23 protein-coding genes and 1 tRNA gene are annotated in these 23,477 nt (G+C 73.0%); 12 read left to right on the top strand and 12 right to left on the bottom strand.

The features are described 5' to 3' along the window. Nucleotides 1-64: 64 nt before the first annotated feature. The 7 genes from ACQ393_RS00405 to ACQ393_RS00375 all read right to left on the bottom strand — a co-directional run bounded on the left by ACQ393_RS00405 (nucleotide 65) and on the right by ACQ393_RS00375 (nucleotide 5,827). Entirely contained in the window at nucleotides 65-958 is an 894-nt protein-coding gene (locus tag ACQ393_RS00405) for a flavin-containing monooxygenase (protein WP_430644836.1), read from the bottom strand. Nucleotides 959-1,150: 192 nt separating this feature from the next. Further along, nucleotides 1,151-2,770, bottom strand: a complete 1,620-nt coding sequence (locus tag ACQ393_RS00400; RefSeq protein ID WP_430644835.1) for a LuxR C-terminal-related transcriptional regulator — start codon at nucleotides 2,768-2,770, stop codon at nucleotides 1,151-1,153. A gap of 185 nt (nucleotides 2,771-2,955) precedes the next feature. Then, nucleotides 2,956-3,645 carry a 50S ribosomal protein L1 gene (gene rplA / locus ACQ393_RS00395; RefSeq protein ID WP_430644834.1) on the bottom strand — a complete coding sequence of 230 codons (690 nt, stop codon included), beginning with the start codon at nucleotides 3,643-3,645 and terminating at the stop codon, nucleotides 2,956-2,958. 140 nt (nucleotides 3,646-3,785) lie between these two features. Continuing rightward, the gene (gene rplK / locus ACQ393_RS00390; RefSeq protein ID WP_155050323.1) at nucleotides 3,786-4,214 is read right to left on the bottom strand and encodes a 50S ribosomal protein L11; all 429 of its coding nucleotides are present in this window, start codon (nucleotides 4,212-4,214) and stop codon (nucleotides 3,786-3,788) included. 233 nt (nucleotides 4,215-4,447) lie between these two features. Continuing rightward, a complete protein-coding gene (nusG, locus tag ACQ393_RS00385) occupies nucleotides 4,448-5,371 on the bottom strand; it encodes a transcription termination/antitermination protein NusG (protein ID WP_430644833.1) in 924 nt (307 codons plus the stop codon). Nucleotides 5,372-5,437: 66 nt separating this feature from the next. Then, nucleotides 5,438-5,713, bottom strand: a complete 276-nt coding sequence (gene secE / locus ACQ393_RS00380) for a preprotein translocase subunit SecE (RefSeq protein WP_400995471.1) — start codon at nucleotides 5,711-5,713, stop codon at nucleotides 5,438-5,440. Between the two features lie 41 nt (nucleotides 5,714-5,754). Continuing rightward, nucleotides 5,755-5,827: transfer RNA gene (locus tag ACQ393_RS00375), tRNA-Trp, on the bottom strand. Between the two features lie 434 nt (nucleotides 5,828-6,261). Here ACQ393_RS00375 and ACQ393_RS00370 point away from each other — a divergent pair. Together ACQ393_RS00370 and dgt are read left to right on the top strand one after the other, a co-directional pair. Continuing rightward, nucleotides 6,262-7,479 carry a pyridoxal phosphate-dependent aminotransferase gene (locus tag ACQ393_RS00370; RefSeq protein ID WP_430644832.1) on the top strand — a complete coding sequence of 406 codons (1,218 nt, stop codon included), beginning with the start codon at nucleotides 6,262-6,264 and terminating at the stop codon, nucleotides 7,477-7,479. 14 nt (nucleotides 7,480-7,493) lie between these two features. After that, entirely contained in the window at nucleotides 7,494-9,005 is a 1,512-nt protein-coding gene (gene dgt, locus ACQ393_RS00365) for a dGTP triphosphohydrolase (protein WP_430644831.1), read from the top strand. Nucleotides 9,006-9,060: 55 nt separating this feature from the next. Here the strand turns inward: dgt and ACQ393_RS00360 are convergent, their stop codons facing one another. Beyond that, nucleotides 9,061-9,966: a LysR family transcriptional regulator ArgP gene (locus ACQ393_RS00360; protein WP_430644830.1), complete on the bottom strand. Its 906-nt coding sequence runs from the start codon at nucleotides 9,964-9,966 to the stop codon at nucleotides 9,061-9,063. A gap of 69 nt (nucleotides 9,967-10,035) precedes the next feature. On the opposite strand from ACQ393_RS00360, the gene ACQ393_RS00355 reads away from it, so the two are divergent. The 9 genes from ACQ393_RS00355 (at nucleotide 10,036) to ACQ393_RS00315 (ending at nucleotide 19,158) form a co-directional block, all read left to right on the top strand. Then, nucleotides 10,036-10,704, top strand: coding sequence for a LysE/ArgO family amino acid transporter (locus ACQ393_RS00355; protein WP_430644829.1), 669 nt, complete (start codon nucleotides 10,036-10,038; stop codon nucleotides 10,702-10,704). A 308-nt stretch (nucleotides 10,705-11,012) separates the two neighbouring features. Then, a complete protein-coding gene (locus ACQ393_RS00350) occupies nucleotides 11,013-12,017 on the top strand; it encodes an isopenicillin N synthase family dioxygenase (protein WP_430644828.1) in 1,005 nt (334 codons plus the stop codon). Nucleotides 12,018-12,128: 111 nt separating this feature from the next. Continuing rightward, nucleotides 12,129-12,953, top strand: a complete 825-nt coding sequence (locus tag ACQ393_RS00345; protein ID WP_430644827.1) for a YciI family protein — start codon at nucleotides 12,129-12,131, stop codon at nucleotides 12,951-12,953. A 125-nt stretch (nucleotides 12,954-13,078) separates the two neighbouring features. After that, nucleotides 13,079-14,296, top strand: a complete 1,218-nt coding sequence (locus tag ACQ393_RS00340; protein ID WP_430644826.1) for an RNA polymerase sigma factor — start codon at nucleotides 13,079-13,081, stop codon at nucleotides 14,294-14,296. A gap of 85 nt (nucleotides 14,297-14,381) precedes the next feature. Further along, nucleotides 14,382-15,266, top strand: a complete 885-nt coding sequence (locus ACQ393_RS00335) for an ABC transporter ATP-binding protein (protein ID WP_430644825.1) — start codon at nucleotides 14,382-14,384, stop codon at nucleotides 15,264-15,266. Further along, nucleotides 15,263-16,138: an ABC transporter permease gene (locus tag ACQ393_RS00330; protein WP_430644824.1), complete on the top strand. Its 876-nt coding sequence runs from the start codon at nucleotides 15,263-15,265 to the stop codon at nucleotides 16,136-16,138. Before ACQ393_RS00335 ends, ACQ393_RS00330 begins: the two co-directional genes overlap by 4 nt. Before the next feature lie 39 nt (nucleotides 16,139-16,177). After that, nucleotides 16,178-17,368 (top strand): histidine kinase, encoded by a 1,191-nt coding sequence (locus ACQ393_RS00325; RefSeq protein WP_430644823.1) that lies wholly within the window; start codon nucleotides 16,178-16,180, stop codon nucleotides 17,366-17,368. Beyond that, complete coding sequence (locus ACQ393_RS00320) at nucleotides 17,365-18,021, top strand: response regulator (protein ID WP_430644822.1); 657 nt, start codon at nucleotides 17,365-17,367, stop codon at nucleotides 18,019-18,021. The genes ACQ393_RS00325 and ACQ393_RS00320 overlap by 4 nt, the downstream gene beginning before the upstream one ends. Nucleotides 18,022-18,078: 57 nt before the next feature. After that, complete coding sequence (locus ACQ393_RS00315; RefSeq protein WP_430644821.1) at nucleotides 18,079-19,158, top strand: diacylglycerol/lipid kinase family protein; 1,080 nt, start codon at nucleotides 18,079-18,081, stop codon at nucleotides 19,156-19,158. Between the two features lie 2 nt (nucleotides 19,159-19,160). On the opposite strand, the gene ACQ393_RS00310 is transcribed toward ACQ393_RS00315, so the two are convergent. The 4 genes from ACQ393_RS00310 to ACQ393_RS00295 are packed head-to-tail and all read right to left on the bottom strand — an operon-like array spanning nucleotide 19,161 to nucleotide 21,707. Then, entirely contained in the window at nucleotides 19,161-19,559 is a 399-nt protein-coding gene (locus ACQ393_RS00310) for a type II toxin-antitoxin system VapC family toxin (RefSeq protein ID WP_430644820.1), read from the bottom strand. Continuing rightward, nucleotides 19,547-19,810 (bottom strand): hypothetical protein, encoded by a 264-nt coding sequence (locus ACQ393_RS00305; protein ID WP_430644819.1) that lies wholly within the window; start codon nucleotides 19,808-19,810, stop codon nucleotides 19,547-19,549. The genes ACQ393_RS00310 and ACQ393_RS00305 overlap by 13 nt, the downstream gene beginning before the upstream one ends. Before the next feature lie 42 nt (nucleotides 19,811-19,852). Then, nucleotides 19,853-20,524: a LuxR C-terminal-related transcriptional regulator gene (locus ACQ393_RS00300; protein WP_430644818.1), complete on the bottom strand. Its 672-nt coding sequence runs from the start codon at nucleotides 20,522-20,524 to the stop codon at nucleotides 19,853-19,855. Further along, nucleotides 20,517-21,707, bottom strand: coding sequence for an ATP-binding protein (locus ACQ393_RS00295; RefSeq protein ID WP_430644817.1), 1,191 nt, complete (start codon nucleotides 21,705-21,707; stop codon nucleotides 20,517-20,519). Before ACQ393_RS00295 ends, ACQ393_RS00300 begins: the two co-directional genes overlap by 8 nt. 114 nt (nucleotides 21,708-21,821) lie before the next feature. On the opposite strand from ACQ393_RS00295, the gene ACQ393_RS00290 reads away from it, so the two are divergent. Further along, entirely contained in the window at nucleotides 21,822-23,471 is a 1,650-nt protein-coding gene (locus tag ACQ393_RS00290) for a PspC domain-containing protein (protein ID WP_430644816.1), read from the top strand. The last annotated feature ends 6 nt before the right edge of the window (nucleotides 23,472-23,477 follow it).

The following is a 23,477-nucleotide window of genomic DNA, read 5'->3' as shown; positions in this document are numbered from 1 at the left end:
GTCCGCACGGTACCGCGCGGCCCGCAGGGCGGCAAGGCCGCGGCGCCGTCGCAGCGTCGCGCCGTCACGCCGGCCCGCGTCGCGGCGCCGTCACGCCATCACGCCGTCGCGTGCGCCGCGGCAGCCGGGGCGCCGGCATCGCCTGGCATGACGGGCGGGGTCGCGAGGATCCGCCGTGCGACTCGGCGCGCGTCCCCGCCGATGCCGACCAGCGTTCCCGAACCCTTCGAGTGCAGCAGGTGCTGCCCGAGCAGGTACACGCCGGGAGCCCCGTCGACGGCGCCGTGGTGATGCCCCGGGCGCCGCCCGTCGGCGGCTGCCCGCTCGGTCGGCCCGAGATCCAGGTCCGGTGCGTCCGCGAGACGTCGAGCGCGATCTCCGCCGCCGAGTTCCCGAAGCCGACGACGAGCACCCGCCCCGGCGCGAGCCGCCCGGGATCGCGGTACTCGTCGGAGTGCAGGCTCACGATGTCCGACGCGAGGCGGTCGGCGAACGGCGGACGTCGCGGTACCTGGTACGGCCCGGTGGCGATCACGACGTTCGGCGCGGCGAATCGCCGCCCGCCGTCGGTGGTGAGCAGGTAACGGTCCTCGGACGGGTCGAGCCCGATGACCCGCGCGCGCGTCACGACCGGCAGTCCATCGACCGCGGCGTACCGCTCGAGGTAATCGGCGAACTCGTCCTTCGTGGGGAAGGCGAGACCGTCATCCCCGATGGGCAGGCCGGGCAGGCCGTCGTACTTGGCCGGCGTGTTCAGCCGGAGCGAGTCCCAGCGGCGCCGCCACGCGTCGCCGATGCGCTCGTGCGCGTCCAGGATCACGACGTCCCGGCCCCGCGTCATCAGGAGGTGGCCGATCGTGAGGCCGGCCTGCCCGCCGCCCACGACGACGGTGTCGTGCTCCTCGATCCCGTTCACCGTCGCGTCGGCGGCGCGACGGGGCGTGCCCGCGGCATCCATGATGTCGTCTCCCTCCGGGTCCGGCGCGGACCGGCCCCCTCGGCGTCACGCTACGGATCCGTGCGGCGCCGTCGCGTCGGGAGGATCACCCATCCCGAGCGCGGCCGGATGGGCAGAACCACGCAGGCGCGACGGAGACGGCCCGGACCGCGCCGCGGGCCTCGGGCGGGACCCACCGTCCGGCCGTCGACGTCAGACGAGGCCGTGCTCGTAGGCGTACGCCGTCGCCGCGGCACGCGAGCCGATGCCGAGCTTGCCGAAGATGTTGCTCAGGTGGCGGGCGACGGTCTTCTCGCTGAGCGAGAGCCGCTGCGCGATGCCGCGGTTCGTCAGGCCCGTGGACACGAGCCGCAGCACCTCGACCTCCCGCTCCGTGAGGTCGCGTCTCCGGGGTTCGCCGAACCGGGCGGTCGCCTCGGCGAGGGTCGGTTCGGCGCGAAGCGCGAGGAGCACCTCCCGCCCCGCTCGGAACTCGGCCTCCGCGTCCTGCCGTTCCCCGAGCTCGTTCAGGACGACGGCGGCGAGCAGCCGCGCTCGCGCACCCTCGTACGGCACCTCGAGGTCGGCGAAACCGCGCGCCGCGTCGTGCGCCGACGCGAGCGCGCCGGGAAGGTCGCGTGCGGCGAGTCGGACGCGTGCGTCGGCGAGCGCGACCTCCGCCTCGAACAGCGGGGTCGACATCAGGTGCGCGGACCCGCGCAGTTCGTCGAGGGCCCGACCCGCCGCGTCGAGGTCGCCGGCCGCGACCTCGATCTCGACGGTCGCCGGCAGCACGAAGCGGCGCGTGAACGGATCGTCGCCCGCGAGCGCACGTCGGCTCTCGGCCTGCGCCAGTGCGGTCCGGCCCATCGCGAGCTGCAGCAGGGCCTGGCCGGGCTGGGGTTCCCACCCGGATTCCGCGGCCTGCCGGTACGAGTCGGCCGCGGCGTGGAACGCTCCCCGGAGCCGCTGCAGCTCGCCCGCCCAGTACGGCGCCCCGTGAGCGGCCCGGAAGTCGCCTGCTCGGAAGCCGGCCATGGCGGCCTCCAGCGATCCGGCCGCCGCGTCCCAATCGCCGTGGAGGATCTGGAGCCGGCCGCGCAGCGCATGCCGTTGGCCGCTGAAGGTCACGAGCGTGGGCTGGCTGCGGCACCAGCGGTCGAGGAAGCCCGCCCACGCACCGCCCCGGTCGAGGTCGCCGGCCTGGATCGCGTCGGAGACCACCGCGCAGCAGACGTCGCCGGTGTCGAACGGGCCGGTCCCGCCCGCCTCGACGATCGACATCGCGCGGTCGTAGCTCTCGAGGGCCCGGGACAGGTCGCCTCGGGAGATGAACGCCTTGCCGGCGAGGAGGCCGGCCTTGGCGGCCAGGTCGCCATCGCCGTGCCGCTCGGCGACCTCGCGGATCTCCTCGGCCATCCGCGCGGATTCCGCCGAGTCGCCGCTTCCGAGCTGCGCCATCGCCGGCCCCACGCGGACCGCCGCCGCGAGGAGCGGGTCGTCCGCGCGACCCGCGATCCGCATCGCGCGCGTCGACCAGGCCAGCGACTCCGAGAACTCGTCGAGTTCGACCAGCCGGAGCGCCATGACGCTCGCCCATCGGGCGGCGGCGGACGTCTCCGACTCGGCGAGGTACGCGGCGTAGGCTCGTGCGCCGACCGCCAGGGACGCGGCGGTGTCGCCCCGGAGGATGGCCGCGGTCGAGAGCAGTTCGAGGTCGGATGCCGCGAGCCCGCGCTCGGCGTCGGCCCGCGCGAGGTGTTCGACCGCGTCGGCCCAGCGCTGCTCCCGCGCCGCCGTCCGGCCGGCCTCGAGCGCGCTCGGCGACGTCATGCCACTCCTCGCGACCGACGGTCCGGACGAGCCCGGGCGCCTCCGCGGTCGTCGAGGCACAAGCTAGCGCCGCCTCGCCCGGTGCCGCAAGCGAGCGGGCCGGGAACGACGACGGGCCCGCCGGCGAACCGGCGAGCCCGTCGTGATCTCGAGTCGCGCTGCGCGCTCCTCGATCACGGAGTGTCTCAGATGGCGTTGACGTCCAGCGGGATGCCGGGGCCGAACGTGGTCGACACGGCGCCCTTCTGGATGTAGCGGCCCTTGGCGCTCGACGGCTTGAGGCGCACGACCTCCTCGAGGGCGGCCTTGATGTTGTCGTTCAGCTGCTCCTGCGAGAACGACGACTTGCCGACGACGAAGTGCACGTTGGCGTGCTTGTCGACGCGGAACTCGATCTTGCCGCCCTTGATGTCCTCCACGGCCTTGGCCGGGTTCGGGGTCACGGTGCCGGTCTTGGGGTTCGGCATGAGACCGCGCGGGCCGAGGACCTTGCCGAGACGGCCGACCTGGCCCATGAGCTCGGGCGTGGCGACGGCCGCGTCGAACGCGGTGTAGCCGCCGGCGACCTTCTCGATGAGCTCGGCGCCGCCGACCTCGTCGGCGCCGGCCGCGATCGCAGCCTCGGCGGCGGGGCCGGTCGCGAACACGATGACGCGAGCGGTCTTGCCGGTGCCGTGCGGGAGGATGACGGTGCCGCGCACCATCTGGTCGGCCTTGCGGGGGTCGACGCCGAGCTTCAGCGCGACCTCGACGGTCGAGTCGAACTTCGCCGAACCGGTCTCCTTCGCCAGGGCGACGGCGTCGGTCGGGGTGTAGTACTTGCCGGCCTCGATCTTCTCGGCCGCGGCCCGGTAGGCCTTGGACTTCTGTGCCATGTTGCTTCTCCTTGAGAGAGTGTGGTCATCGCGCCTGGCGGGCGCTGCCACGAATGAGAGTTCTGGTGAACGGATGCCGCGTGGCATCCGTACCCGGTGGTCGAGTGGGCGCGAAGCGCCGTATCGAGACCGGGGAGGTCTTACTCGACCGTGATGCCCATCGAGCGAGCGGTGCCCGCGATGATCTTCGACGCGGCGTCGATGTCGTTGGCGTTGAGGTCGGCCATCTTCGTCTCGGCGATCTCGCGGACCTGGGCGGGCGTGATCTTGCCGACCTTGGTGGTGTGCGGGACGCCCGAGCCCTTGGCGACGCCGGCGGCCTTCTTGATGAGCTCGGCGGCGGGCGGGGTCTTCAGGATGAAGGTGAACGAGCGGTCCTCGTAGACCGTGATCTCGACGGGGATGACGTTGCCCCGCTGAGCCTCGGTGGCCGCGTTGTAGGCCTTGCAGAACTCCATGATGTTCACGCCGTGCTGACCCAGGGCCGGGCCGATCGGCGGGGCCGGGTTGGCGGCGCCGGCCTTGATCTGAAGCTTGATCAGACCAGTGACCTTCTTCTTCGGTGCCATGATTTCTCTCTTCCTGTTTCGAACGCCCGGCGGCAGCGGCCGGGGCACTCTCCCGCGATCCCGGCGGTTCCGGTCGCGGTGGTGTGGGGAGTCGTGCGCGTGCGCACAACCTGTCAATGATAACGGAACTCCGCTGGTCGAGCAGCACGCGACGAAGTCGCGCCGTATCGAGACCCAGTACGCGGGTCTCGATACGGCGCTGGCGCGCCGACCCGACCAGCGGAGGAAGCTCGCTACAGCTTGGTGACCTGGTCGAAGCTGAGCTCGACCGGGGTCTCGCGCTCGAAGAGCGAGACGAGGACCGTGAGCTTGCCGCTCTCGGGCTTGATCTCGTTGATCGTGCCGGGCAGGCCCGCGAACGAGCCGTCCTTGATGGTGATCGTCTCGCCGATCTCGAAGTCGACCTCGGCGGGGATCTGGCGCGCGGCGCCGCCGACGGCGGCACCCTTCGCGCCCTTGGCGGGTGCGACGTCCTTGATGTCGACGAGGCTCTTCAGCATGTTGAAGGCCTCCTCGAAGCGGAGGGGAGTCGGGTTGTGGGCGTTGCCCACGAAGCCGGTGACGCCGGGAGTGTGGCGGATGACCGACCAGCTCTCCTCGTTGAGCTCCATGCGGACGAGCACGTAGCCGGGCACGCGCACGCGCGTGACCATCTTGCGCTGGCCGTTCTTGATCTCGACGACATCCTCCATCGGCACCTCGACCTGGTGGATGTAGTCGGCCATCGCCATGGTCTCGCGGCGCTGTTCGACGTTCGCCTTCACGCGACGCTCGAAGCCGGCGTAGGAGTGCACGACGTACCACTTGCCCGGAAGGAAGCGGAGCTCGTTGCGGAACGCCTCGTAGGGGTCGTGCTCCTCGTCCTCCTCGGTCACGGCCTCGACGGCCGCCTCCGCCTCGTCGGCCGAGTCGATCTCGAGGGCGTCGTCGACGACCGCGTCGGCCTCGGGGTCGCTCGCCTCGGCGATCGCGTCGAGGACGGCGTCGAGGTCGACGTCGTTGCCCTCGTCGTCGACCACGTGGACGGCGCGGTGCTCGGCGGGCTCGGCGGAGTTCTCGTCACGCTCGAGCGAGTTGCCCTCCTGCGCCTCGTCCTCCTCGGAGGACTGCTCGGCGGCGGTCGCCCAGTCGACGTCCTGTCGCTCGTTCTTCGACACTTCCTCAATCCTTCTTTCTGCCGTCCCGCCGGAACCCGGCGGGCAGGTGTCGGGCCGACGGCCCGATCAGACCCCCGGCGTTCCGAAGACGAACACGACCAGCCACGAGAAGAGTTGGTCGAGCCCATAGACGATCGCCATCATGATGGCCACGAAGACCAGCACCACCGCGGTGAAGCTCGCAAGCTCCTTGCGCGTCGGGGTGACGACCTTCTTCAGCTCGCCGATGACCTGGCGGATGAACAGGGCGATCCGGGCGAAGGGGTTGCGCCGCGCCGCGCTCTCGCGCTTGGCGTTGGCGACGACATCCTCGCTGGGTTCGTCGAGTACTTTCCGGGCCACCTCGTACACCTTTCATGGGCCGGCCATCGCCGGCCGGCTCGCAGGGCGGACAGGACTCGAACCTGCAACCTGCGGTTTTGGAGACCGCTGCTCTACCAATTGAGCCACCGCCCTCTGCGACCCGGCTGACCGGATCACATCGGGTCGAAGCCGCTTCGATCGACCTCGGCGACGAGCAGGTCACCCGTCTCGAAGGCGCGATTGATCTTGGCTGACTTCAACAACCTCACCAAGTGTATGCGACGTGCGAAGGTGCGCCAAACCGGCTGGCGGCATCCCGCGTCGCACCGACTCCGTCGAACCCACGGGACGAATGTCACTCGACGGGCACTCGATCGCCGTTACCGTTGCCTCCGTGGACTCGCCTCGTGCGATCCGCGCCGGTCTTCGGGAGCGCGCCTGTGGGGGCAGGCGCCGGACGCCGCGGCTCGGGGGAACAACCGCCGCGGCGTCCCTCTCGTCCGGTCCGGACGGACCGTCCGATCGGGCGTCCGTCAGCGGCCGGTCCCCCGCTGACGCGCGGGTCGTCGCGCCGTAGGCTTGGACGCGTGACCGATCAGCGCCGTCTCTCCGCACGCATCTCCGCCATCGCCGAGTCCGCGACCCTCAAGGTCGATGCGAAGGCCAAGGCCCTCCAGGCCGAGGGGCGGCCCGTCATCTCCTACGCCGCCGGCGAACCGGACTTCCCGACGCCCGCGCACATCGTCGACGCGGCGCTCGAGGCGGTCCGCGACCCGAGGAACCACCGGTACACGCCGGCGGCCGGCCTTCCCGACCTGCGCGAGGCCATCGCGGCGAAGACGCGCCGCGACTCGGGCCTCGACGCGGCCGCGAACCAGGTGGTCGTCACCAACGGCGGCAAGCAGGCCGTGTACCAGGCGTTCCAGGTGCTGCTCGACGAGGGCGACGAGGTCCTCGTGCCGACCCCCTACTGGACCACCTACCCCGAGGCGATCAAGCTCGCCGGCGGCACGCAGGTCGACGTCTTCGCCGGCTCCGAGCAGGGCTACCTCGTCACGGTCGAGCAGCTCGAGGCCGCGCGCACCGAGCGCACGCGTGCCCTGCTGTTCGTCTCCCCGTCGAACCCGACGGGCGCGGTCTACCCGCCCGAGCAGGTGAAGGCGATCGGCGAGTGGGCGCTGGAGCACGGCATCTGGGTGATCTCCGACGAGATCTACCAGAACCTGACCTATGCCGAGGACCCGGAGTCCGCGCCGGCCCGTGCCCTCTCGATCGTCGAGGCCGTGCCGGCCCTCGCCGATCAGGCGATCCTCGTCAACGGCGTCGCGAAGACGTACGCCATGACCGGGTGGCGCCTCGGTTGGATGGTCGGCCCGGCCGACGTCATGAAGGGCGCCGCGAACCTGCAGTCCCACCTCACCTCGAACGTCTCGAACATCTCGCAGCGCGCCGCGCTCGCGGCGCTCACCGGCCCGCAGGAGCCGGTCGAGGAGATGCGCCGCGCGTTCGACCGGCGCCGCCGGACGATCGTCGCCGAGCTGTCGAAGATCGACGGCATGTCGGTGCCGGTGCCCGAGGGCGCGTTCTACGTCTACCCGGACGTCTCGGGGCTCCTCGGTCGCGAGTGGGGCGGCGCGACGCCGACCACGTCGCTCGAGCTCGCCGACCTCATGCTCGAGCAGGCGGAGGTCGCGGCGGTCCCCGGTGAGGCGTTCGGTCCGAGCGGGTTCCTGCGGTTCAGCTACGCGCTCGGCGACGACCCCCTCCTCGAGGGCGTGCAGCGCCTGCAGCGACTGTTCGCCTGATCGCGGCGGCGACGATGGATCGCGCGGCGCGCCACACGCCGGAGCCCCGGAGCAGTGCGGACGTCGTCGGCGAGCACTCGCAGTTCCGGCTCGACCTCGAGCGCGTGCGCTTCTCGCCGTACTTCTCCCGGCTCTCCGCCGTGACGCAGGTGATCGGCCAGCCCGGCGCCGGCCCGCTCATCCACAACCGGCTGACGCACTCGATCAAGGTCACGGCGGTCGCGCGCGCGATCGCCGTGAAGATGACGGATGCCGCGTCCGCGACGCGCGGGTTCGCCCTCGCGCACGGCTGCGACGCGGTGGTCGTCCAGGCCGCCGCGAGCGCGCACGACCTCGGCCATCCGCCGTTCGGGCACCTCGGCGAGCGCGTGCTCGACCGCCTCGCCCGCGACACGCTCGGCCTTCCCGACGGCTTCGAGGGCAACGCCCAGACCTACCGCATCATCTCGACGCTCGACGTGAGCGAGGTCGCGCGACGCGGCCTCAACCTGACCGCGGCGGTGCGCAGCGCGGTCGCGAAGTACCCGTGGACCCGCCATGTGGACGTGTCCGCCCTCGGCGACGGACCACTGCCACGCGGCATCCGACGCACCGACCGCGGCGTCGAGGCGCTGAAGTTCTCGGCGTACGGGATCGACGCGGCCGACCTGTTCGCGGCGCGGAACGGGCATGCGCCGCTCCGGCAGTCGCTCGAGTGCTCGATCATGGACATCGCCGACGACATCGCGTACTCGATCCACGACGTCGACGACTTCCACCGTGCGGGCCTGCTCGGCCAGGGCGCGGTGGCGCGCGAGTTCCGGGGCTGGATCGAGTCGAGCCTGCAGCTTCGCGACCTCGACGGCGAGCAGCTCGCGCGGCGCAGCGCGCCGCCCGGCAGCGCGCTCGAAGCGCTTCGGCGGAAGCTGCACGCGAGCGATCCCTGGGTCGCCGGCGACGAGGCATTCCGCGCGGCGGTCGGCGTGGTCGCCGACGACCTCGTCGACGGGCTGCTCGCGAGCCCGTTCGACGGGTCGATCGCGGCCGAACGGGCCCTCTCGTCGTTCACGAACCGGTGGATCGACCACCTGCAGTCCTCGGTCGTGCCGGCGCCGGAGGGCGTGGTGCGGGCCGGGGTCGTGACGCTCGACGAGCGCGCGTGGCACGAGGTCGAGATCCTGAAGTTCGTGCACCGGCACTTCATCCTCGACCGGTCGGACATCGTGATGTACCAGCGCGGCCTCAGCCGGGTTATCACCCGCGCCGTCAAGGGCCTGACGGCGTGGCTGCGCGACGAGGACGACCGTGATCGCGTGCCGCTGCGCCTGCGCGAGCTCGTCGAGATCGCGACCGACGGGTACGACGCGTTGCGCACGACGCGGCCCGAGGGCGTGCCGGTGCCCGAGGCGTCGGAGGTTCGCGCGCTGGGGGTCGGCCGGGGCGTGGTCGACTACGTCGCCTCGCTCTCCGACGACCAGGCGCTCGCGGTCTCCGAGGCGATCGACGGGCGCCCCGACCGGCTGTGGGACATCGGCCAGAACCTCTGAGTCTCGACACGCCAGGTGACCGGCTCGACCGGTGACGGGTGACCGGCTCAGCCGGTCACGGGGCGCCGCGCGCCTCGAGCGCGCGTCGCGCGTCGCGGATGAGGCCCTCGGCGATCGCCTCGAGGAGCGGCGATCCGAGGTTCCACTGCTGCCAGTACAGGGGCACGTCGACGGGCGGCCCGCCGAGGGCGACGAGCCGGCCGTCGGCGAGTTCGTCATCGGACTGGAACCCCGGCAGGAGCCCCCAGCCGAGCCCGAGCTTGATCGCGGTCGCGAAGTCGTTCGATGCCGGCACGAAGTGCCGCGGCGGGTCCGCGGCATCCGCCCCGACCAGGCGCAGGTACTCGCCCTGCAGGTCGTCGCGCCGGTCGAAGTCGACGCGCGGCGCGGCCGCGAGGGACGCGGCATCCGCCCCGCCCGGGCACCACCTCGCCACCCATTCCGGCGTCGCCACGGCGGTGTAGCGCATGACCCCGAGCGGGCGGACGAGGCATCCGGCGACCGGCGTCGCCTGCGAGGTGACGGCGCCCATGACCGTACCGGACTCGAGCAGGCCCGCCGTGAAGTCCTGATCGTCGCGGTGCAGGTCGAACACGACCCCGTGGGTCTCGGCGATCCGAGCGAGCGCGGGCAGGAACCAGGTCGCGAGCGAGTCGGCGTTCACGGCCAGCGGCACGGTCGTGGGGCGAGCGGATGCCGCGTCATCGCCGCCGAAGGCGGCCAGCGCGTCGTGCTCGAGCAGCGCGAGCTGTCGCGCGAGGCGCACCACTGCGGCGCCCGCCTCGGTGGGGCGCACGGGCTTGGAGCGCACGACGAGCACGCGGCCGAGACGCCGCTCGAGCTGCCTGACGCGCTGCGAGACGGCGGACGGCGAGACGCGCAACTCCGCGGCGGCGGCCTCGAACGTGCCGCCGTCGATCACGGCGGCGAGCGTGCGCGCGAGGTCGAGCGGGATCTGCATGAAGGAATGCTAATGCTCGTGAAGAATCCTGAGCTGGTTTTCACCAACCTGCCGACGTAGCTTCGAGACGTGGATCTCTCCGTGCTCGCCGCAGGCCTCGGCCTCGGGTTCTCGCTCATCGTCGCCATCGGCGCGCAGAACGTGTTCGTGCTGCGCCAGGGCATTCGGCGGGAGCACGTGTTCGTCGTCGCGGCGATCTGCACCGTGTCGGACGCGGCGCTCATCGTCGCGGGCGTCGGCGGCATGGGGGCGGTACTGCAGGCGATGCCGTGGCTCGTGGGGGTCGCACGATGGGCGGGCGCGATCTTCCTCGTCGGGTACGCGGTGCTCGCGGCGCGGCGCGCACTGCGCGGGAGCGACGAGGGCCTGGTCGTCGAAGACGCTCAGCGAGGTGGTCTCGATACGGGCGCCGGCGCGTCCTACTCGACCACCGAGGTCCGAGCCCGGACTGCGGTGCTGCCCGTGGTGCTCACGTGCCTCGCGCTCACGTGGCTGAATCCGCACGTCTACCTCGACACCGTGGTCCTGCTCGGCTCGGTCGGGGCCACCCACGGCGACGCCCGCTGGACCTTCGCGCTCGGCGCCGCGATCGCGAGCGCCGTCTGGTTCTTCGGCCTCGCCTACGGGGCCCGCCTGCTCGGCGGCATGCTCGCGAGCCCGCGCGCGTGGCGCGCGCTCGACGGGATCATCGCGATCGTGATGCTCGCGATCGCCGTCTCGCTCGTGCTCCCCTCCTGAACGGGGGATTGCGGAGCCTCGCCCGACCCGTGCTAGCGTGTCCGCCATCGTGAGCATCAACACCTGTCGCTGCTGTCGCCGCTAGGCGATCGTCCTCCCCGACGATCCCAGGGCGCGATTCCTCACGCGCCGCCGACCGCAGCCCAGCTCACGCCGCATCCGATGCGTCCGCGTCAGCACCGCGGCATCCGCCTCGAAGTCCTCCCCCGCGAGCAGACCCGAACCGGATGCCTCGGAGCCGACGTCCCAGGATGCCGGGGCCGCATCGTCGGCGCACCACCATCCGGCACCTCGAAAGGACCACGCACATGTCCGGCATCCCCGTCCTCGACCTCTCCCTCCTCAACGGCACCCCCGAGCAGCAGGCGCAGTTCCGCGACGAACTCCGCCGCGCGACCCACGAGGTCGGCTTCTTCTCGCTCGTCGGCCACGGCGTGCCCGCCGAGCTCATCGACCGCGCCTACGAGGTCGCCCGCGCGTTCTTCGCGCTCCCCGAGTCGCACAAGCTCGCGATCGAGAACGTGAAGAGCCCGCACTTCCGCGGCTACACCCGGATGGGCGGCGAGCGCACGCTCGGCCGCGTCGACATCCGCGAGCAGATCGACATCGGCGCCGAGCGGCCCGCCGTGCCGGTCGGCCCCGACACCCCCGACTACCAGGTGCTCCAGGGTCCGAACCTCTGGCCCGAGGCGCTCCCCGAGCTGCGGGCGGTCGCCGAGGAGTGGATCACCCGGCTCGACGAGGTCGGCACGCGGCTGCTCCGCGCCTGGGCCGAGGCGCTCGGCGCGCCATCCGACACCTTCGATGCGGCGTTCGCGACGCCGTCGCCCTACATGAAGATCGTGCGGTACCCCGGGGTCGAGGCCGAGCAGCCCGCGCAGGGCGTCGGCGCGCACAAGGATCTCGGCGTGCTGACGCTGCTCTCGGTCGAGGAGGGCAAGGCGGGCCTCCAGGTCGAGAAGGACGGCGAGTGGATCGACGTCACGCCGCCCGCCGGCTCGTTCGTCGTGAACATCGGCGAACTGCTCGAGATCGCCACGGGCGGCTACCTCAAGGCGACCCTGCACCGGGTGGTCTCCCCCGCGCCGGGTACCGAGCGCATCTCGATCCCCTACTTCCACGGCCCGTCGCTCGATGCGCGGATCCCGACGATCGAGCTGCCCCCGGCCCTCGCCGCCGAGGCGGCCGGCGTCACGGACGATCCCGCCAACCCGCTGCACGCGGTCTTCGGCGAGAACTGGCTGAAGAGCCGCCTGCGCGCGCACCCCAACGTCGTCGAGGCGCAGCACCCGCACCTCCTCGTCGGCGCCTGAACGAATGGATGCCGCGTCCGCTCGCCGGATGCTCGATTCGGCAGACGTGTCGAAATCGGGTTCCGCCGTTCGTCGTACGTGCGTAGCGTGACCGAGAGAAGGGATTCCGTCATGGAGTACGCACTGTTCTACGCCGAGGGCGCCGATGCGCTCCCCTACGTGCCCGCCGACGACAACGTGGGCGAGTGGGTGGACGACGTCGAGGCGCGCGGCGTCTCCGAGTACGGCGAGCGGCTGCGGCCCGAGCAGGATGCCACGACCGTGCGCGTGCGCGGCGGCGAGGTGCTCGTGGTCGACGGGCCGTTCACCGAGTCGAAGGAGTCGATCGGCGGCTTCGACGTGATCGACGCCCGCGACCTCGACGAGGCGATCGAGATCGCGTCGAAGCATCCGGTGGCTTCGTTCGGCCGCGTCGAGATCCGGCCGTTCGTGCGCTGGCCCGACGCCGATCCCGACGCGCGGATCGTTCCGGACGGCTTCGCGCACGAGGCGCCGCGCGGACGGCGCTACCTCATGCTCGTGGTCGTCGAGCCGGGAGGGGAACGAGGCGACGAAGGCGACGCGGGCGTCGACCCCTGGGTGGACGAGATGGACGGACGCGGCGTGCGGCGGTTCGGCGAGGTGCTGCAGCCGCCGGCGGATGCCACGTTCGTCCGCCGGCGCCATGGCGAGGTGCTCGTGACCGACGGCGGGTTCGCCGAGGCGAAGGAGTGGGTCGCGGGCTTCGACCTCATCGAGGTGCGGGGCGGGCTCGCCGAGGCGATCGAGGTGGCGTCGAAGCATCCGATGGCGCGCGGCGGGGCGATCGAGCTGCGACCGCTGTGGCCGTTCGACGTGCACGAGGACCACGTCGCCCGCACCGAGCGCGAAGCCGCGGAGCGCGGCGTACGCCTCGAACCGGCGGCGGCCGAGGCGCTCGCGGGGGTCGTGCGCTGACGCGCCGAGCGGGCGACGCGGGCGACGACCGCCCGACGCTGCCGGGCGCGGGCGGAGCGGACCCGCTCGCGCCCGGAATCTCCGCGGGCCTGCGCGACGCGTACCGGTCCGACTGGGCGCGCGTGGTGGCGACGCTGATCCGGGCCACGGGCGACTGGGACGTCGCCGAGGAGGCCGCGGCGGGCGCGTTCGAACGCGCGGCGCTGACATGGCCGCGCGACGGCGTTCCGCGGAACCCGGGTGCGTGGCTCACCACCGCGGCCCGCAACCTCGCGCTCGATCGGCTGCGTCGGCGCGGTGTCGAGGCGGACAAGGTGAGGGAGTGGATCGCGATGCAGGAGGCCTCCGCGGGTGCCGACGGCCCGCCCGACCCGGCGGACGTCGTCGCCGACGACGAACCCGACTGGGACGACCGCCTCCGGCTCGTGTTCACGTGCGCGCACCCCGCGCTGCCGATGGAGGCGCGCGTCGCCCTCACGCTCCGCACGGTCGGCGGGCTCGACACCGGCGAGATCGCGCGCGCGTTCCACGTGCCCGAGCCCACCATGGGGCAGCGCATCTCGCGTGCGAAGCGCAAGATCCGGCACGCCGGCATCCCGTACCGCGTGCCATCCGCCGACCTGCTGCCCGAGCGCCTCGACGGGGTGCTCGCCGTGCTGTACCTCATCGCCAACGAGGGCTACCTCGCCTCGCACGGCGACGCCCTGCAGCGCCTCGATCTCGCCGAGGAGGCGATCCGGCTCACGCGGCTCGTCGTCGCCCTGCTGCCCGACGCCGACGAGGCACGCGCGCTGCTCGCCATGCTGCTGCTCCAGCACGCGCGCTCGGCGGCGCGCACGGACGCCTCGGGCGACCTCGTGCCGCTCCCCGAACAGCACCGCTCGCGGTGGGACGCCGCAGGCATCGCCGAAGGGCTCGCGCTGCTCGAGCGGACGCACCTCCCCGCGGCATCCGCGCCCGCCGGCCCGTACCGCCTGCAGGCCGAGATCCAGGCGGTCCACGCCCGCGCGCAGACCGCCGACGACACCGACTGGCGTGCGATCGTCGCCCGCTACGACGACCTCGCCATGCTCGCCGATTCGCCGTTCGTCGCCCTGAACCGGGCGATCGCCCGCGGCATGGCGTTCGGTCCGCGGGCGGGGCTCGACGATCTCGCGCTGCTCGAGGCATCCGGCCGACTCGACGGCTACCACCTGCTGCCCGCCGCCCAGGCCGACCTGCTCCGCCGGCTCGGCGAGACGGATGCTGCGGCCGCGCGGTACCGCGCCGCGATCGCGCTCGCCCGCACGGGCCCCGAGCGCCGCTTCCTCGAGCGCCGCCTCGCCGAGCTCTCCACCGGCTGACCGAGCGGCATCCATCGATCGGTGGAGGGCGGAATCGACCGCTCCACGGCTACCGGGCCGCCCGCACGAGGAGGACCATCGGGGCATGGACACCACCGCAGCAGTCAGCATCCGCGGACTCCGCAAGCAGTACGGCGACGTCGCGGCCGTCGACGGCATCGACCTCGACATCGTGCGCGGCGAGACGTTCGCCCTCCTCGGGCCGAACGGTGCCGGCAAGTCGACGACGATCGAGATCCTCGAGGGCTACCGCCTGCGCACCGGAGGCGACGCGAGCGTGCTCGGCATCGACCCCGCGCACGGCGGGCTCGACTGGAAGTCCCGCATCGGCATCGTGCTCCAGTCGGGCACCGAGAACATCGCGATGACCGTGCGCGAGCAGCTCGCGCACTTCGCCGGGCTCTACCCGCATCCGCGCGACGTCGACGAGGTGATCGCCGCCGTCGGGCTCGACGCCAAGGCGCGCACGCGCATCGCCAAGCTCTCCGGCGGGCAACGCCGACGACTCGACGTCGCCCTCGGCATCATCGGCCGACCGGAACTCCTGTTCCTCGACGAGCCCACGACGGGCTTCGACCCCGAAGCCCGACGCGAGTTCTGGAGCCTGATCCGCTCGCTGAAGCGCGAGGGCACGACCATCCTGCTCACGACGCACTACCTCGACGAGGCCGCACAGCTCGGCGACCGCGCCGGCGTCATCATCGGCGGCAGGCTCGTCGACGTCGGCCCGGTGCACGAGCTCGGCGGCGCCGAGGCGCGCGTTCCCATCGTCCGCTGGCGCGACGCCGACGGCACGCTGCGCGAGGAGCGCACCGACCGACCGGCGGAGCTCGTGGCATCCGTCGCCCGCCACCTCGGCGGCGAACCCGAGGACCTCGAGGTCATCAGACCGAGCCTCGAGGACATCTACCTGGACCTGGTCCGCGCCGCCGGCGCGGAGACCCGCGAGACCGAGGAGGCCCGCGCATGACCGCCATCGACCTGACCACCGGCCCGAGCAGCGGGAGCGGCAGCGCCGCCGGCATCCGTCGACCCGGACGCCTCTCGCTCGGCGTCTCCCGCATCGGCTACGAGGTGACGAGCTACTTCCGCTCCACCGACGCCGTGTTCTTCACCTTCCTGTTCCCGTTCATCATGCTCGGCATCTTCACGGCCGCGTTCAGCTCGGCGGGCGACATCCAGCCGGCGCCCGGCATGGAGGGGATCTCGGTCGGCGCCTACTACCTGCCCGGCATGCTCGCCGCGGGCATGCTGCTCTCGGGCGTGCAGAACCTCGCGATCGACATCGCGACCGAGAAGTCCGACGGCACCCTGAAGCGGCTCGGCGGCACGCCGCTCTCGCCGGTTTCGTACTTCCTCGGGAAGATCGGGCAGGTCTTCGTGACCGGCGTGCTGCAGGCGGGCCTGCTGCTCCTCGCAGCGGGCACGATCTTCGGCATCGCACTGCCCACCGAGCCCGAGAAGTGGGCGACCTTCGCCTGGGTGTTCGTGCTCGGCGTCGGGACCTCGGCGTTCCTCGGCATCGCGCTCTCGTCGGTGCCGCGGTCGGGCAAGTCGGCCGCGGCGGTCGTGATCCCGATCCTGCTCGTGCTCCAGTTCATCTCGGGCGTGTACCTGCAGTTCTACGCGCTGCCCGAGTGGATGCAGAACGTCGCGAGCCTCTTCCCCCTGAAGTGGATGGCGCAGGGAATGCGTGCCGTGTTCCTCCCCGAGGACTTCGCCGTGCTCGAGCAGAACGGCGCCTGGGAGCTGGGCTGGGTCGCGGTCGCGCTCCTCGCCTGGCTCGTGATCGGCCTCGTCCTCAGCCGCCTCACCTTCCGGTGGATCCGACGCGACGCGTGAGCGCTGCGCGGCACGAGACCCCTGTGGGAGCCTGATTCCATGCAGAACGTGCGGTGGTGGGATGCCGCGGCGATCGCGGTCACGGTCGTGATCGCCGCCATCTCGCTGCTCGACCCGCCGTTCGGCGCCGACGACGTCGGGACCTGGGCGGTCGCGGGGGTCTTCCTCGTGCTCCACCTGGCGTGGGGGCGGCGGTCCGTGCCCGTCGCGACGCCCCGCGCCCACCTCGCGATCTCGATCGCGTACGCCGTGCTCCTGGCGATCGGCACCGCGATCGAGCCGTCCTTCGCGATCCTGCAGGCGTTCCTGTACCCGTTCGTCTGGTCGACATCGCCGTCGACGCGCAGTGCGATCGTCGCGAACCTCGCCATCGCGGTCGCGATCGTCGTCGGCTACGCCGTGCGGGAGTGGCCCGCGGGTATCGTGGTCGGCGCCGTGGTGGCCGCGCTGTCGGTCGGCTTCAGCATCGCGCTCGGTCTCTGGGTCACGCGGATCGCCGAGTTCGGCGAGGAACGAGGGCGACTGCTCGCCGAACTGCAGTCAGCGCAGGGGCAGCTCGCCACGATGCACCGCGACGCGGGCGTAGCGGACGAGCGGGCGCGGCTCGCGCGCGAGATCCACGACACCATCGCGCAGAGCCTCACCGGTCTCGTGATGGTCGCCCAGCGCACCGAGCGGCGGCTCGCAGGCGTCGAGGGCGCGGACGCGGCATCCGCCCGCCGCGATCTCGAGCTCATGGAGCAGATGGCCCGCGAGGCGCTCACCGAGGCGCGCGGTCTCGTCGCGTCGCTCGCGCCGGTCGATCCCGAGGCGGGACTCGGCGAGGCGCTCCGCCGGCTCGCGAGCACGTTCGAGCGCGAGACGGGCGTGCGCGTGTCGGTGACGACGGATGCCTCGGGGCTCGACCGCGAACTGGAGGTCGTGGTGCTCAGGTGCGCGCAGGAGGGGCTCGCCAACGTTCGCAAGCACGCGCACGCGACGACCGCGTCGATCTCGGTGGCCGACGCGACGGGCGAGCTCGTGCTCGAGGTGCGGGACGACGGGGTCGGGCCCGGTGATCCGGCGAGGCAGGGCGACGGCGTCGGCGGCTTCGGGCTCGCCGGCATGCGCGACCGCGTCGCACTCGTCGGCGGACGGCTCGAGTTCGGCGCCGGGGAGTCGGGCGGCACGGCGCTGCGCGTCATCGTGCCCCGCGCCGATGCCGTGCGGCGGGTGGGAGGGGAACCATGAGTCAGCCGGTCCGCGTCGTCGTCGCCGACGACCACCCCATCGTCCGATCGGGCATCGTCGGGCTCCTCGAGTCCGAGCCGGGGATCGAGGTCGTCGGCGAGGCCGTCGACGGCGCCGAAGCGGTCGCCCTCGCCGCCGAGTTGCGACCCGACCTGGTGCTCATGGACCTCCGGATGCCCGTGCTCGACGGCGCCGCTGCGACCGAGCGGATCCTCGCATCGGCTGCCGGTGCCGCCGGCACGCGCGTGCTCGTCCTCACGACCTACGAGACCGACGACCACATCCTCGCCGCGATCGAGGCCGGCGCGAGCGGGTACCTGCTGAAGGCCGCGCCGCAGGAGGAGATCCTGGCCGGCATCCGCTCGGTCGCCGCGGGCGAGACCGTGCTCGCGCCGTCGATCGCGGCGAAGCTCGTCGCGCGCGTGCGCTCGGGTGCCGCCTCGGCCTCGGCGCCCGCCGGACCGACGCTCTCGCCGCGCGAGCTCGAGGTGCTCCGGCTCGTCGCCGGCGGCCGGTCGAATCCCGAGATCGGGCACGCCCTGCACATCGGCGAGGCGACCGTGAAGACGCACCTCATCCACGTGTTCGAGAAGCTCGAGGTCGGCGACCGTACGCGAGCGGTCACGAGGGCGATGGAGCTCGGGCTGCTGTGAGCCGCACGGCCGCCGCGGTGCGCCCGCCGAGACGGTCGACCCCCGTACGCTGAGCCGGTGGGAACAGGACGGGCGGCACCGCGGACGCGTTGCGTCGGACGAGCGCGGCGTGCACCGCGCGATCGGGCCGTCGCCGCCCCGGGGCGCGACCGCGCGCTTCCCGCGTCGCCCGACGGCGAGGGCGTCTTCGTCGTCCTCAACCCATCGGCCGGAACGAGCGTCGTCCGCTCCGACCCGGCGACCGTGCTGCGGGAGCGCCTGCCGCGCGCCGAACTGCACTTCCTCGATCCGGGCGAGGACCCGGCAGCCGCCGTCGCCGACGCCCTCGCGCGGCCGGCAGCGCCCCGCATCGTGGGCGTCTGCGGCGGCGACGGGTCGGTGGCCGCGGTCGCGCACCTGGCCCGCGGAGCGGGCGTGCCGCTCCTCGTCGTGCCGGGCGGCACGTTCAACCACTTCGCGCGCACGGCGGGCGTGACATCCGCCGACGATGCGGTCGATGCACTGCAGGCGGGCGAGGGCGTGCGAGCGGATGTCGCCGAGCTCGCGTTCGGCGAGACCGATCCGATCACGGTCATGAACGCCGCGTCCGTCGGCGTGTACCCCGACGTCATCGCGCTGCGCGAGCGGCTCCGGCCGCGGCTCGGGAAGTGGCTCGCGGGCGTCGTCGCCGCGGAACGCGTGCTGCGCCGCACCGACCCGGTCGCGGTCGTGATCGGCGGCCGCCGCGCCGAGGCCTGGGCGCTGTTCGTCGGGGTCGGCCGCAACGATCGCGGCATCCACGCGCCGTTGCAGCGACGCGAACTCGACGACGGCGTGCTCGACGTGCGCGTGCTGCACCGCGGCTCGCGGACGGGCGCGATCGCGGCGCTCGCGTTCGGCCAGCGCACGGCCTCCGTGCTGCGAACGCTCCGACTCGTCCCCGAGCGCGTCGAGGCGTTCACGACCACCGACCTCGAGGTCGACGTGCGCCCGCGGCACGGACAGCCGCCCGGGTTCGTGCACGACGGCGAGGTCGCGCTCGAGGCGCCGGCCGCGGCATCCGCCGACCTGTCGGCACCCGGCTATCGCACGCGCATCCGCGTGGTTCCGGGCGCGGTCGACGTCTACCGGCCCGCGACGCAGCCGCCCGCACGCTGAAGTCAGCTGAGGTCGACGACCGCGACGCCCACCTCGGCCGCCGCGCGGGCGAGCCGGTCATCGAAGGTCGCGAGCGGATGCCGCGTCGTCATGGCGGCGTCGAGCACGCAGCAGTCCGGCAGCTTCAGCCCGGTCTCGACGCGCAGTCGCGCAAGCCGGAACGCCCCACCTTCGCCGGGCGACCACTCCGCGATGCCGAGCGAACCGAGGTGCTGCTGGGCGACCGCGCCCCGCCCGACGCGGATCGGTCCAACGAGGACCTCGGTCAGCGTCATGGCATGCAGGAGGAACCCCTCGTCGGGGTGCTCCCGGAAGAACTGCGTGGCGTCGGCGTGGTGCGCGTCGTGCGAGGCGAGGTGCGCGATGACCACGCTCGCATCGAGCACGATCACTCGGGCCACTCCGCACGCAGATTCTCGAGGTAGCCCGGCTCGTAGGCGACGTCGAGGGCGCCCTCGGTGAGATCGACCGTGGCTCGCCACTCGCCCGCCCGGTCGCGCTCCTCCTGTTCGAGCGTCGCCGCGGCCCGCTCGAAGATGTGCGAGACCAGCTCGGCCCGGCCTGCACCGGGCCAGGCCCTCGCGGCGGCGCGCAAGGCGCGTTCGACCTCGGGGGTCTCGGTGACCTGGAATCGCGGCCGGAGGGTGGGCATGCCGCGAGTGTACCACCGCGCGATGCGGTGCAACACCTCGGATCAGAGGAGGCGGCGCGCGTTCGCCCAGGCGGTGAGCTCGTGCCGGCTCGAGAGCTGGAGCTTCCGCAGCACCGCCGAGACGTGGGTCTCGACGGTCTTCGTCGAGATGAAGAGCTCCGCGGCGACCTCCTTGTAGGCGTACCCGCGCGCGATGAGCCGCATGACCTCCTGCTCGCGTGCCGACAACCGGTCGAGCTCGTCGGGTGCGGCGGCGGTCTCGCCGACGGCCGCGCCGAACGCGTCGAGCACGAACCCGGCCAGCTTCGGCGAGAAGACCGCGTCGCCCTCGGCGACCGCGTGCACGGCGCGCGTCACGTCGGCGCCCGATGAGCCCTTCGTGATGTAGCCGCGGGCGCCCGCGCGGATGACGCCGACGACGTCCTCGGCCTTGTCCGACACGCTCAGGGCCAGGAACCGCGTCGCGGGCACGGATGGCGCCGCCCGACGGATCACCTCGGCCCCGCCGCTCGACCCGGCCGGCACGCCGACCCCGGGCAGGTGGACGTCGAGGAGCACCACGTCGGGCGCGGCATCCGTCACCGCCTGCACCGCGGACTCGACGTCGTGCGCCTCGCCGACCACCTCGATCGACGCGTCGAGGTCGGCCTTCAGGCCCGACCGGAAGATCGAGTGGTCGTCGACCACGACGACGCGGACGGACGCCTCAGCCACGCAGGTGCTCCGTCCCGATGCTCGCCACCCGCTCGACCGGGAACCGCAGCCGCACCTCGGTGCCGACCCCGCCCGCACCGGCGTGCACCTCGGCCGAGCCGCCGGCCCGGCGCATGCGCCCGATGATCGACTGCCGCACGCCGAGGCGATCGCTCGGAACCCCGCCGAGGTCGAAGCCCGCACCGCGATCGCGCACGAACACCTCGACGGCGTCGGGCGAGCCCTCGACGTAGACCGACACCTCGCCGCCCGCGTGGCGGGCCGCGTTCAGCATCGCCTCACGCGCCGCGGCGGCGAGCTCGCCGCTCGCGCGCTCGCCCGACGTTCCGACCGCGACCACGTCGACCGTCACGGGGTACTCGATCTCGAGCGCGGCCGCGAAGTCGCGGAGGTCGGTGCCGAGGTCGCTGTCGGGCGCGGCTTCGCCGTCGAAGAGCCAGTCGCGGAGCTCCCGCTCCTGCGCGCGGGCGATGCGGGCGACCTCGCTCGTCGCGCCCGCACGGTTCTGGATCAGCGCGAGCGTCTGCAGCACCGAGTCGTGCAGGTGGGCGGCGATCTCGCTGCGCTGCTCCTCGCGGATGCGCTTCGTGCGCTCCTCGGTGAGGTCGCGCCAGGCGGTCACGAGGGTCGGCGCGTAGACGAGCCCGATGCCGAGCACCGCGGCGAGCGCGACGAGGAACGTCGGCGCCGGGAACCACGCGGCCGTCTCGCCGAACACCAGCGCGGCGGCGGTCACCAGCAGCATCCCCGTCGCGACGAGCCGGATCGTGAGCTCGTGCCGGGGTCCGCGCTCCGGTTCGGGGCGATCGATGAAGCTCGCCCAGGCGGCGGATGCCACGGCGAGCCCGATGCCGGCGAGGACGACCCCGAACCACCACCCCGGCCCGACGGCGAGCGGGCCGATCGCACGCCCGCTCGTGAGCCACGCGACGCCGAGCACCGCCGCCGACCCCGCGACGAGCAGCCACGCCACCGGCGCGCTGCGCGTGGGCCGCGCCTCCCCCGGCTCCCAGGGCGTGAGCGCCCAGAGCCAGAGGTAGAGCAGGATGCCGGCGCCTCCGGCGAACGTCGCCACCACGAACGCCCCGCGGACGACGAGCACGGACCACCCGAGGTGCTCGGCGAGCCCCGCCGCGACGCCCGTGGCGACGCAGGCGCGCGGGCGCGACATCCTCGGTTCCATGGCTGCCATCCAAGCAGACGGGCGCCGCCCCGACCGCGCCCCGAGTGCCGTTCAGGGTCGAATCAGGGACTCACCCCATGGCGGGCCGATCGGCGCGGCTGGCAGCCTCGAGGCATGGAGACGAACCAGACCGCCCCGCCGACCGACCCAGCGCCGGACGGCGTGCAGGGGGACTCCGCGCAGGCCGGCCCGTCGGCTGCCGGGGCGGTCGGTTCGGCTCCTGGAGATCGGTCCTCTGGCGTCGGCGCCCCGGCCGGGCCCGACCACGACACGGCGGGCCCCGGCTTCTACGCCTGGCTCCGCCGCCTCGGGCTGCCCCGGCATGCCGGCTGGCTCGGCGGCGTGTGCGCCGGAGTCGGCACGCGTCTCGGCATCGACCCGGTCATCGTGCGCGGCATCGTCGCGGTGGTCGCCCTGCTCGGCGCGCCGTTCGTGCTGCTCTACGCGATCGCATGGCTGCTGCTGCCCGACACCGAGGGGCGCATCCACCTCGAGCGGCTGACGCGGGGCATCGTGGACCCCGCGGTCGTCGGCATCGCGGTCATGGCCGTGCTCGGATTCATCCCGCTCATCCAGGGCGGCTGGTTCGGCTGGCGCATGTGGGACGACTCGGAATTCCTCGCCGTCCCGATGTTCGGGTTCGACCTCTCCGTGCCGCTCCGCGTGACCTGGACCGTGCTCGTCGTCGGCGGCGTCGTCGCGCTCGTCGTCTGGCTCGCGAAGCGCGCCTCCCAGAACCCACCGACCGGCGGCGACACCCGCATCTCGCGTGCGGAGGCCGCATCCGCAGTGATGACGGATGGCTCGTCCGCTCCTCCCGCCGACGCCGAGCCCGTCGCCGACCCGGGCGCGGCCCCCGCGACATCCGACACCGCCCCGACCACCGAGCCGCCCGCGCCCGCCGCGGGCCCCGACGCCGCAGCGGTCGCCGAGTGGCGCGAGCAGCACGAGGCGTGGCGCATCGCACACGCCGAGTGGAAGACGGGGCAGGACCAGGCGATGCGCGCGGCGAAGGCGCAGGCCGCTGCCGAGAACCGCGAGAAGGCCCGCGCGTTCGCCGCCCAGGCCGAAGCCGCGCGCGCCGCGCGCCGCCGCAGCCGCCCTCGCGCGAGCGCCGCGTTCGTGTTCACGATGCTCGGTCTCGCCCTCGTCATCGGCGCGGCGGTCGCCCTGTGGGCGCTCGGAGGCCCGGACGTCGGCGCGTTCACGGTGCCGGTCGCGCTCGCCGCGGCGACCCTCGTGCTCGCGCTCGGTATGGTCGTCGCCGCCCTGCGTCGACGACGCAGCGGAGCGCTCGCGTTCTTCACGCTCATGACGGTTCTCGCGATGCTGGTCGGCGTCGTCGGCGCCGCCATCGGCACGCAGGGCCGCCTTCTCCTCCCCGGCCAAGGCGTGGCCGTCGGCAGCTCGTCGCAGCGGATCGTGCAGCCGATCGGCGACACCTGGGTGAGCGTCACACCGCTCGATGCCCCCGGCCCACGCATCGAACTCACGCAGTGGCTCGGGAACGCCTGGATCTCGGTCGAGCGCGACGCGGTGCTGCTGCTCGACGCGAGCGACGCCGGGGCCATCGACATCGTGTCGTACGACGCCGACGGCATGGTCTCCCGGCGGCAGATCGGGGGCCTCGACCGGGGCGCGCTCGTCATCGACAGCACCGGCGTTCGGGCCCTCCACCCGGGCGAACGGGCCGACGGAAGCGTGGACGCGTCCCTCGACCTCACGCAGCACAACGGCGACGTCTACGTCCAGACCTACGAATGAGCGAGC

The organism is Agromyces sp. GXS1127, assembly GCF_050565425.1.
In the GTDB taxonomy this organism is placed as follows: domain Bacteria; phylum Actinomycetota; class Actinomycetes; order Actinomycetales; family Microbacteriaceae; genus Agromyces.
The sequence above is the reverse complement of the archived record's forward strand: the minus strand, read 5'-3'. Positions and strand labels throughout refer to the sequence as shown.